Origin of the sequence: Streptomyces fildesensis, assembly GCF_016107395.1 — a bacterium.
GTDB lineage: Bacteria > Actinomycetota > Actinomycetes > Streptomycetales > Streptomycetaceae > Actinacidiphila > Actinacidiphila fildesensis.
Window position 1 is genome coordinate 1 of the sequence record NZ_JAAIKO010000411.1, and the last position, 224, is coordinate 224.

1 protein-coding gene is annotated in these 224 nt (G+C 45.5%); it reads left to right on the forward strand.

The window, feature by feature from the left end; genetic code table 11:
- Positions 1-224, forward strand: a 224-nt coding sequence (locus C6N31_RS45010; RefSeq protein WP_232486401.1) for a hypothetical protein, incomplete at both ends; no start/stop codon positions are given.

Here is a 224-nt window from a genome sequence, read left to right on the forward strand (position 1 = left end):
GTTGAAGGCTGGTGTCAACCACATTGTTTTTCTAAGTATTTCTGTTGGTCTCCCTAATATTGGCCCACACTTTGAAACATGGAGTACTGGTGTTCTTGGCCCTGTGATGTTAAAAGTTAACGGGATGAGCATGGACCTGACATGGAAGAAGTGGAGCTACAAGGTTGGCCTCAAAGGAGAAAAGTTGAAACTCCATACAGCTCATGGGAGGTCTAACGGTTGGG